Annotated in this window: 6 protein-coding genes and 1 pseudogene; 4 read left to right on the forward strand and 3 right to left on the reverse strand. The window is 68.1% G+C overall.

Going from position 1 to position 7,417, the window contains the following annotated elements; genetic code table 11:
* A pseudogene (locus WAN71_RS07380) lies at positions 1 to 1,295 on the reverse strand (acyl-CoA synthetase); the annotation flags it as partial.
* A 150-nt stretch (positions 1,296 to 1,445) separates the two neighbouring features.
* On the opposite strand from WAN71_RS07380, the gene WAN71_RS07385 reads away from it, so the two are divergent.
* The 4 genes from WAN71_RS07385 (at position 1,446) to WAN71_RS07400 (ending at position 5,154) form a co-directional block, all read left to right on the forward strand.
* Complete coding sequence (locus WAN71_RS07385) at positions 1,446 to 2,339, forward strand: alpha/beta hydrolase (protein WP_422224708.1); 894 nt, start codon at positions 1,446 to 1,448, stop codon at positions 2,337 to 2,339.
* A 9-nt stretch (positions 2,340 to 2,348) separates the two neighbouring features.
* Positions 2,349 to 3,473 carry an acyl-CoA dehydrogenase family protein gene (locus WAN71_RS07390; RefSeq protein WP_422224709.1) on the forward strand — a complete coding sequence of 375 codons (1,125 nt, stop codon included), beginning with the start codon at positions 2,349 to 2,351 and terminating at the stop codon, positions 3,471 to 3,473.
* 3 nt (positions 3,474 to 3,476) lie between these two features.
* Positions 3,477 to 4,637 carry an acyl-CoA dehydrogenase family protein gene (locus WAN71_RS07395; protein ID WP_422224710.1) on the forward strand — a complete coding sequence of 387 codons (1,161 nt, stop codon included), beginning with the start codon at positions 3,477 to 3,479 and terminating at the stop codon, positions 4,635 to 4,637.
* Between the two features lie 67 nt (positions 4,638 to 4,704).
* Entirely contained in the window at positions 4,705 to 5,154 is a 450-nt protein-coding gene (locus WAN71_RS07400) for a hypothetical protein (protein WP_422224711.1), read from the forward strand.
* A 1-nt stretch (position 5,155) separates the two neighbouring features.
* Here the strand turns inward: WAN71_RS07400 and WAN71_RS07405 are convergent, their stop codons facing one another.
* Both WAN71_RS07405 and WAN71_RS07410 read right to left on the reverse strand, forming a co-directional pair.
* Positions 5,156 to 6,457, reverse strand: a complete 1,302-nt coding sequence (locus WAN71_RS07405) for an amidohydrolase family protein (RefSeq protein ID WP_422224712.1) — start codon at positions 6,455 to 6,457, stop codon at positions 5,156 to 5,158.
* The coding region (locus tag WAN71_RS07410; protein ID WP_422224713.1) for a CoA transferase at positions 6,451 to 7,417 on the reverse strand (967 nt) is incomplete at its 5' end. The genes WAN71_RS07405 and WAN71_RS07410, both read right to left, overlap by 7 nt.

The raw sequence follows: 7,417 nt of genomic DNA on the forward strand, positions 1-7,417 counted from the left end.
AGCCGAGGCAGGGTACGCACGGCCTCCCCGGCGATCTCCCTGCCGCTGCGCGCCGCCCCCACCGCGGCGTCGGCCAACCCCAGGCTCAGGCCGATGCCCAGTTCGGCCAGCGCGCCCGCCGAGTGACCGATACGCGACGACAGCCCGACATCGCCATCGATCCCGTCGCTGGGGTCGGCCTCCATCGCATGCACGCCCTCCGGCCTGGGCGCTCGACCGTCTCGCCACAGCACCCAATTACCGACCGTGGGCCACGTGTGCGTGGCGGCGGTCGATCCGACAACGAGCCCGAAGTGACCTGCCCGCAACAGCACCTCGGACACCTCGGCGCGGGGGGCGGCCCGCCGGATTCCTCGCACGGACGCGGGTTGGCCGATGTCATCGATCTCGCCGACGAACGCAAGGACCGGACAGGTGATCTCCGCGAGCGTGATCAACGTGCCATCGATCACGGCGCCGCCGGCCATCATGCGGTTATGGACCACGAACTGCCGTAACAGTTCGGCGACCGCGGGACCCGACCATGCCACCCAGCCCTCCACCTCGAGGAAGCGGCGTTGCTGTTCCCTGGGCAGCAACGCCTCACGGTCATGGAGTTGCCGTAGAAAGTCCCACCTCGCCCGGACCGTCTTGATCGGGTCCAGAAGTTGAAAGCCGGTACGGGCCATCCACCCGGACACCGAGAGCCGGTTGAAGACGTGATCGGCGATCAGCTGGGCGCCGCGGCCCGCCAGGGCCGCGGGAATTCCGAACGGCAGACCTCTGAGCGAATCGACGGCGGCGCCGAATGTGATGACGCTGGCCAGGCCCTCGGAACGTCGGTAAGCCGCGGTTTGATAGCAGAACATGCCGCCCTGCGAGTAGCCCGCCAAATGCACCTCGCGGCCGGTGTGCGCCTGTACCGAGTCGATGACCCGGCTCAGCGCGACGACATGGTCGCTCAACGTGCGTTCGAGCCCACCGGTTTCCCGGTCCGGTGAGCCGAAGTCCACCACCCACGGGTCCACACCGAGATCATGCAAGACTCCGACCGCACCCTGGTCTCTGGTGACGTCGAACACGTTGGCTGACATCATCATCGGCGGCACAAGTACTACCGGCGGCCGGGACGGATCATTCGCGCCGTCGGGGAAGTAGCGTCGTAGCCGGTACATGTCGCACCGCTCCATGATCTGAAACGGCGACGGACGGGATCCAGTCTGAAGGCCACCGAACCGCAGCACTTCGACACCGGTCCGCGTGGTCGCGACGATCCGGTTCACGGGACCGGCGATCAGGTCGCTACCCCACGTCACCGGTACCACATGTCACACCGACGCTCCCGCTGATCACACAGCTGCCGACGTCATGAATTCGACACTACGCGCAGCGAGGGTGCCGCGGCGGCAAGGCGTGACGGCGGAGCCCGACACGTACGGCCGGTTGCCGTTGGCGATACTGGACGGATGCCGAGCACCGATTTCCACCCTGATCTCCGCAGAATCGCCCGCCTTGCCCCACGAGCACTGGTCGGCCCACGGACTCTCCGCGTCGTCCGGGCGCTGAGCGGGCTGCAACGCAGCAAAACCCCGGACGGCGTCGAGGTGCTGACCCTGGGGTCCGGTGTCGGTGTGCGGCTGCACCGGCCGGTCGGCGTCAGCCAGCCCACGGCCGCGCTGCTGTGGATGCACGGCGGCGGTTATGTGCTTGGCACCGCACAGCAAGACGACGCACTGTGCCATCGCTTCACCCGTGAGCTGGGCGTCACCGTTGCGGCGGTGGACTACCGGCTGGCACCCGAGCATCCCTACCCCGCACCGTTGGAGGACTGCTATTCGGCGCTGACCTGGCTGGCCGGCCTACCTGCGGTCGACCCGGCGCGGGTGGCAATCGGCGGCGCCAGCGCCGGCGGCGGGCTGGCGGCAGCGCTGGCGCTACTGGCCCGGGACCGTGGCGAGATCACCCCGGTGCTGCAGCTGCTGTCCTACCCGATGCTCGACGATCGCAGCGGGGCCGAGCCGAAGAGCCCGAACTACCGACTGTGGAGCCCGAAGAGCAATCGCTTCGGCTGGGCGTCCTACCTCGGCAATGCCGACCCGCAGGTCGCCGTTCCGGCGCGCCGCGATGATCTGGCCGGGCTGGCGCCGGCGTGGATCGGCGTCGGCACCAACGACCTGTTCCATGACGAGGACCTGGCCTACGCCGAGCGACTCACCGCGGCCGGGATCCCGTGCAACGTCGAGGTGGTTCCGGGCGCGTTTCACGGATTCGATGTGGTGGTCCCGAAAGCCGCTGTGTCACGGGCATTTTTCGCCAGCGAGTGCGTGAGCCTGCGCACCGCCCTTGCTTTGCAGGGCTGATCGGCCGCCATGCGCACCAGCGCACCGTTCTCGGTAAGCGAAGAGCAGCGGGCGCTGCGCAGCGCGGTGGCCGACTTGATGGCGCGACGCTCCGGCGAAGCGCGGGTGCGAGAGTTGATGGCGACCGACACCGGTGTTGACCGCCAGCTGTGGCATGAATTGGCGGCCATGGGTCTAACCGGACTACTGATCGGCGAGGAGTACGGCGGTGCCGGTGCGGGCCCGGTGGAAATGGGCATCGCGATGGAAGAGATGGGCCGGGTCTTGTTGGTCAGCCCGTTTTTGTCGACGGCGGTGCTGGTGCCCAGCCTGCTGGCCGAAGCCGGCGACGCCGCCGAGTGCGCCGCGGTGCTGCCTCGGATCGCAGCAGGGGACCTGATCGCCACTGTTGCCTTCGCCGAGGACGACTCGGCTCGGTTGCCCGCCACGATCGCCACGTCTGCGGGTGCCATCGGTGACGCCTGGCACGTCACCGGCTACAAGTATTTCGTTCTTGACGGGCAGTCAGCGGAGCTGTTGTATGTGCTGGCCGGAACTGATTCGGGGCCAGCGGTTTTCGCGGTCGACGCCGGTGCTGCCGGCCTGGGTGTGACGCCGCTGACCACGGTGGACCCGACCCGTAAGCAGTGCCGCCTGCAGTTCGTCGATACCCCGGCGCGGCTGGTCGGACGGCTGGGCGCCGGCGTCGAGGCGTTCGCCGCAGCGTTGGACCGCTCGGCTTCGGCATTGGTCAGCGAGCAGGCCGGCGGTGCGAGGCGCGTGGTCGAGATGGCCACCGAGTACGCCAAGACCCGCTACCAGTTCGGCAGGGCTATCGGCAGCTTCCAAGCGGTCAAGCACATGTGCGCCGACATGTTGCTGGAGGCCGAGTCGGCGGTCTCGGCGGCGCGCTTCGTCGCCGCATCATTCGCCGAGCAAGCACCTTCGCGTATCGCCGATCTTGCTCTGGCGCAGGCGTACTGCTCGGACGCATTCGTCTTCGTCGCGGCGACCAACATCCAGGTACACGGCGGCATCGGATTCACCTGGGAGCATCCGGCGCACCTGTATTTACGGCGGGCCCGCAGCGACGCCCAGTTGCTGGGCAGCCCGTCGTGGCACCGGGAACGCTACCTGCGGCAGAGCGGAGCCTGACCTTTGAACGACGACGAACTGCGCGACGAGGTCCGAAATTGGTTGGCGGCCAACTGGAATCCCGGAATCGATCGCGCCAGCTGGGCCCAACTTGTCGTCGACGCCGGATGGGCGGTGCCCAGCTGGGAACCCGAATGGTATGGCCGCGGCCTCTCCGATGCCCAATCCCGGCTCGCCGCTGCCGAATTCGCTGCAGCCGGCGCGCCCGGCTGCGGTCACGATCGCGCGAACCTGTTCGCCTGCACCGTCCACGACGTCGGAACCGACGAGCAGAAGCGACGGCTGATTCCGCCGTCGATACGGGGCGATAGCAAATGGTGCCTGCTCTACAGCGAGCCAGGTGCGGGATCGGATCTGGCCGGCCTGCGCACCAAAGCCGAGCGCCACGGTGAGGAGTGGGTGATCAACGGGCAGAAGGTCTGGACGTCGTTCGCCAAAATCGCCGACTACGGGATGTTGGTGGCCCGGACCGACTGGGACGTGGCCAAACACCAGGGCATCAGCTTTTTCATGTTGCCGATGCGTCAGCCCGGCGTCGAGATCCGGCCGATCCACCAGATCACCGGCGAATCAGAGTTCAACGAGGTCTTCATCGAAGATGCCCGCGTCCCCGCCGAGAACTTGGTCGGCGAGCTCAACGCCGGGTGGTCGGTACTGCAAGTCGCGCTCGGCTACGAGCGCCGCTTCATGGGCGATCTGGCCCGCACCGCCAAGGACAGTCGCCGGCCCCGGCCCGAAAAGACCAACCTCTTAATCGACTTGGCGCGCGAAGCCGGCAAGCTGGACGACCCCCATATTCGTCAGCAGATCGCGCGGGTTGACGCGCTGGCCACGGTCAACCGCTGGAACACCCAGCGGTCCAAGGCCGCGGTCGATCGCGGCGAGGCGGCGGCGCTGATGGCGCTCGGGAAGATCGCGATGTCACGGATTCTGCATGAGACCGCCCGCGTCGAAACCGAAATCGTCGGCGCTGAAGCGATGTTGGCCGGACCGGAGAACCCCGTCGGTGACGCGGTGACCTTCCGGACGATGAACGCCTACTTTACTTCGATCGGCGGTGGGACCGATCAGATCCAACGCAATATCATCGGCGAACGAGTGCTGGGCCTGCCGAAAGAGCCTGAGCCGTACCGCGACACACCGTTCCGGGATCTACCGCACTGAAGCAACACGCCGCGACGCGCCGCGGTCGATGCTTGAACTTTGTCGGCGTTGCGCTCATCCTGTCAGCGTGACCGGTCGCGAGAAGCCATCGCGCGGGATTCTTGACCCGGTGGCACGTAAGCTACGCCTGCCATTCGGGACACCAGACTTCATTGACCGGATCATCCGCGGAGGGGTAGACCAAGCCGGTCGGCGGACGCTGTACATGCTGCTCACCACTTGGGATGCCACCGGCGGCGGGCCGTTCGCCGCCAGCGCGATCGCCACTGCCGGCCTGGCCAAGACGGTTGACATCGCGCAGAGTCTGTTCATCGGCCCGGTCTTCGACCCGCTGCTGAAAGCGCTGGGGGCCGACCAGATCACGTTTCGCGCATCGCTGTGTGCCTCACAAGTGGTCGGACTGGGCATCATGCGCTACGGGGTGCGCGTCGAGCCGATCCAGTCCATGGATGTCGACACCTTGGTTGACGCGGTGGCACCCACGTTGCAGCGCTACCTCGTCGGCGAAATCTCCTGATTCATTCGGCCGCATAAGCGATTTGGCCACTAGCGATCGTCGTGGCGACCATGCCGGCGTCTAGCTCGGCCAGCGCCGCTTCCGGCGGCACGCCCAGCACGCAGAGGTCCCCCGGCTCTCCCGGTTGGAGGGTACGCGCCCGGGTGGGCTGCTCGGGGTATCCGAAAAACATGCTCAAAGCTGCTGGTGCCGAGACCCGTTCATCGGCGCCCAGCACGACTCCACTCGGTGTGGTGCGGTGTACCGCCGCTCGCATGGCCGCCCACGGGTCAGGTTGGCCGAATGGCATATCGGTCGACAAGGCCACCGGCACGTCGGCCCGCAGCAGCGACGCCACCCGCCACAGTTGGTCGTGCTCGGCGGCGGGAACGTCGTCCAGGTACTGATCGCCGCGCTCAGCAACGAAGTTGGGCTGGGTTATTACCGTCACCGCGAGTTCGGCGAGGTCGGTGATGCAGTCCGCCGGCGCCACGGCGGCGTGTTCGATACGGTCGCGCGGGTGGGTGCCGGCTTGGCGCAGCGCGGCGATCGTCACCAGCATCTGGGCTGCTGTCACGCAGTGGATGGCGACCGGCCCGCCGCTGCGGTGCCGGTCGGCGATCCACTCAGCGAGCCGTTCGAGGTCCAGGTCGTCGTCGTGCAGGATGCGCTTGCCGGGGGCCAGGCAGTACACTTGTTGGCGCAGTTCGCCGCGCCGATGCAGTTCGGCTAACCGAATGATGTCGCTAGCGTCGAGATCCGGTGTGGCATCGGTGATTCCGGTGACTCCGTAGCGGATCAGCCGCGCACTCAGGTCGGCCAGGTTGGTTTGGCCTCGGCTCAGCGCGTCCGACCACGAGTCGGTGCTGCGCAGCCGGCCGTCGGGATGGTCCGCGAGACCAATTCGAGCCAGACCCGCGGAGTTGAGTATCCACAGCACCCCGCTGCGGTGCTGAATTCGCAGCGGCACGAAAGGGATCATGGCGTCGAGCGCCGCCCGGTCCAGTGGTCCGGCAACTGAATCGTGGTAGCCGACGGCGCGGATCCAGCCGTCCTCGCCTTCCTGGGCGCTCGCCAACACGTTGGCCAGGGCGACCCGGTCACGGACCTGCGGCGGCCCGACCCGAACCGAGTTCGCGGCGGCGGCCGCGGAGTGTAGGTGGACGTGGTGATCGTGCAGCCCGGGCAGCACAGTTCCGCCGGCGGCGTCGAGCACGTCCTCGCCTGGTCGCGGGTCCAACCTGTCGGCGACCTCGTCGATGCGTGCGCCCAGGCGCAGGTCGACGACCACACCGTCCAGCGTCATCGCGCGCTGAATCAGCATGGCGTACAGAGCCTCTCGGACACAATATGGCGTACCGCGCCGTTGTCAGAGCCCAGCGGCGACGCTGACGGGCTGGGTGGCGGCGGCTGGGGCGGTGCGACCAGCGCAGCGGACGTCGACGACGCCCGCGGCAGCGCGGCATACCTCGCTGCTACCTGCGCCATCGATACGTCGATCACCTCTCCGCCGCCGCGGCGCAGCGACTGCCCCACCGCTCGCGCCGCCTCCAGTCCGCTCAGCGGGTCGGCAATCGCGTCGCCGCAGAACACCGGTCCTTGCGGACCGGCACCGACCAGCCCACCCGCCACCGCGGCGTCGTCGCCGAACGCCGAACGGTCCGGCTGGGCACGATAACCCCTGACTCGCAACCAGATTCGTCCCGCCGGGCCGGGCACGTCGTCGGCGCTCAACTGGCGGCGCCGCAGGGCCGCTGGACGGGAGCCCTCGATGACGATGTCGGCGGTGGATAGCAGCTGGCGCAGCGCATCAGCGTCGTGGTCGAAATCGATTGCGTAGGATAGCTTCCCGAAGTTCATCCAGTCGAAGAAGGCGGGCTCGCCGCTACGGGTGCCGTCGGGTCGGCTCGGGCTTTCCACCTTGACGACGACGGCGCCGGCGCGAGCGAGCAACTGTGCGCACAGCGGACCCGCCCACAACGACGACAGATCGGCCACCAGCAAGCCGTCCACCCGCCGCGGGCCGATACCGCGCCGACCCGGTCGCACCGCCGGCGGCTCCGCGCAGACTTCCCCCCGACCGGCCACCGCGATATCGAGCAGCTGGCCGCGGGCAACCACAGCCTCGGTCGAACGCGTTGCCGCCCAATCAGAAAGCGCGGCCCAAGGGTCGTCGGGAACCGCGTCGGCTTCCAGCAGCGCCGGCAGCGTCGCAACGTCATCGGCGCGCGGCAACGCGACCGCGCACCAGCCGTCCGCGGTGGCCAGCAGTCGGGTGGCGCCC

The sequence above is a fragment of the Mycobacterium sp. genome (assembly GCF_049280035.1).
GTDB lineage: Bacteria > Actinomycetota > Actinomycetes > Mycobacteriales > Mycobacteriaceae > Mycobacterium.